The sequence below is a fragment of the Acetivibrio sp. genome, assembly GCF_035371925.1.
Lineage (GTDB): Bacteria > Bacillota > Clostridia > Acetivibrionales > Acetivibrionaceae > Hungateiclostridium.
Genome location: NZ_DAORXT010000172.1, coordinates 1 through 2,475, shown reverse-complemented (window position 1 = coordinate 2,475; position 2,475 = coordinate 1). Strand labels below are relative to the sequence as shown.

Annotated in this window: 2 protein-coding genes and 1 other RNA gene; all 3 read left to right on the top strand. The window is 41.8% G+C overall.

Going from position 1 to position 2,475, the window contains the following annotated elements; genetic code table 11:
- Positions 1-233: 233 nt before the first annotated feature.
- Complete coding sequence (locus PLH43_RS13555; RefSeq protein WP_324363995.1) at positions 234-932, top strand: class I SAM-dependent methyltransferase; 699 nt, start codon at positions 234-236, stop codon at positions 930-932.
- Positions 933-945: 13 nt separating this feature from the next.
- On the top strand, positions 946-2,052 hold the full coding sequence (locus PLH43_RS13550) for a Nif3-like dinuclear metal center hexameric protein (RefSeq protein WP_324363993.1): 1,107 nt from the start codon (positions 946-948) through the stop codon (positions 2,050-2,052).
- A 52-nt stretch (positions 2,053-2,104) separates the two neighbouring features.
- Positions 2,105-2,475, top strand: an RNA gene (gene rnpB, locus PLH43_RS13545) — RNase P RNA component class A; the annotation flags it as partial.

The following is a 2,475-nucleotide window of genomic DNA, read 5'->3' as shown; positions in this document are numbered from 1 at the left end:
GCTATTTTAGCGTGGTTATGGGCTCTTTTTCCCTCTTCTAACTGCAAAATTCAGGGTTATAGTCTCAAAAGGTTTTTCGGTGTCCCTTGTATTTAGCATCCTGCGGCTTTGTATCATTAAAACATCCCCTTTTATAAATTTTAAAAATGTTTTTATACTATTTATTATGTGCAAAAAATCTAATATAATTGTTACCGTACGGTATCAAACTTTTATGGCGAAAGGATGCTAGCATGGAGTTAAAGGGACGTTTAAAGCTTATTGCCGACATTACCCCCAAATGCAATATTGTATGCGATATAGGGACGGATCATGCATATATTCCCATTTATCTTGTAATGAATAAAAAATGCCAAAAGGCATTGGCTTGCGATGTCAGAAAAGGCCCAATAAGCTTTGCAGACAAAAATATAGCCGAATACGGTCTTTCACAATACATAAAAACCAGGGTAGGGGACGGGTTGGACCCCATAGAGGATAGCGAAGTTGATGTTATAATTATTGCGGGAATGGGCGGGCAACTCATAAAGGAAATATTGGAAAAGGGTTTTGCCAAGGCACAAAAAGCCAGGACGCTTGTTATTCAACCAATGAATGCCATAGAACTTATTCGCCAATGGCTTTACGAGAACGGTTTTGATATTTTTGACGAGAAGCTTGCAAAAGAGGAAGACAGAATATATAATGCCATGGCTGTAAAGTGGACGGGAAAGGCGAAATCAAAAGAGGAAGCGTATTATTATATCGGAGAGAAGCTTTTTGAAAACAGGGATTCCCTTTTACCGGAGCTCATTGAAAAAAGAATACGGCAATTGGATAAAATTATTTTTGAAATGGAGAAAATGAACGATAAGAACTCCAAAAAAAGATTGGATACCATAAGAATTAGGGATGAAATATCAAGGCTTTTTATGGAGTATAAAAAAGCTTGAGAGGAGTGATTTTATGAGCATTAAAGCAAGGGAGATAATAAAATACATGGAGGAGCTGGCCCCCAACAGTCTTGCGGAAGATTATGACAATGTCGGCTTACTTGTTGGAAGCAGGGAGAGTATCGTAGAAAGAATACTTGTATGTCTGGATGTGACTTCAAAAATCGTGGATGAGGCTATAGCAAAAAAAGCCGACTTGATTGTCTCCCATCATCCTGTTATATTTAAAGGGCTAAAAAGAATAAATGAGGACGACCCAAAGGGAAGTATCATTTACAGGCTGATAAAAAACAGCATTGGGGTATACAGTGCCCATACCAATCTGGATGTTGCTTGTGGCGGAGTTAACGATTATCTTTCTTCGGTTTTGGGGCTCACTAAGATAGCAAATCTTAAGGATTACAGGGCTGAAAAGCTTTACAAGATAGTTGTGTTTGTTCCCCATGAAAGTGTGGATTCGGTAAGGGATGCTATGAGCCGGGCCGGAGCAGGGTGGATAGGCAATTACAGCGACTGCTCCTTTATGACAGCGGGAACGGGAACATTTAGACCGTTGGAGGGCACAAATCCCTATATTGGCACAACAGGCAACTTGGAGAAGGTCGACGAGTACAGACTGGAGACTATAGTCAGCCAAAAAGACCTTAAAAAAGCGATAGAAGCCATGGTAAAGGCACATCCTTATGAAGAAGTGGCTTATGACATTTATCCTTTAGAGATAAAAGGCAGGCAGTACGGCATGGGAAATGTGGGAGCCTTGGACATACCTAAAAGTCTTGAAGAGTTTGTAGCTGTTGTAAAAGAAAAGCTTGGTGTAAAAAACGTGAGAGTAATTGGCGGCATTAACCGGGAGATTAAAAAAGTGGCTGTGTTCTGCGGAAGCTTTGACCGGGAAGTGATGGAGGCTGCAAAATCGAAAGCGGATGTATTGGTTACAGGAGATGTAAAGTATCATGATGCAGTGGATATGCTGGAAATGGAAATGTGCGTTATAGATGCCGGGCACTTTAATACCGAAAGGATTATTGCCGACAGGCTTTTTGAGCTGATAAAAGAGAATTTCCCACAAATTGAGGTTATGAAAAGCAATATGGAAGAGGACCCATTTAAATTTTGTTGACATTTGTATCTTTCATGCGTATAATATATTTACCGATGAAAACTTAGAATATTGAGTAAGCCAGATAGTCGCGGGTACAGTGCCGAAAGGCCGTACACGAGGAAAGTCCGGGCTCCATAGGGCAGGGTGCCGGGTAACTCCCGGTGAAGGCGACTTCAAGGAAAGTGCAACAGAGATATACCGCCTGCCGGAGATTGAAGCTGATTGCTTTCGGTCTTTGGCATGGCAAGGGTGGAAAGGTGAGGTAAGAGCTCACCAGCGGTATGGCGACTTACCGGCTATGTAAACCCCACCTGGAGCAACACCGCATAGAGGGACGTTAAGGTGGCCCGCCAGTCCCGGGTAGGTGGCTTGAGCTATATAGAAATATATAGCCTAGATAGATGACTATCAAATACAGAACCCGGCTTATAGACTTACTCA

Coding starts and splice junctions, on each gene's coding strand:
- PLH43_RS13555 (WP_324363995.1), top strand. CDS start 234: ATGGAGTTAAAGGGACGTTTAAAGCTTATTGCCGACATTACCCCCAAA.
- PLH43_RS13550 (WP_324363993.1), top strand. CDS start 946: ATGAGCATTAAAGCAAGGGAGATAATAAAATACATGGAGGAGCTGGCC.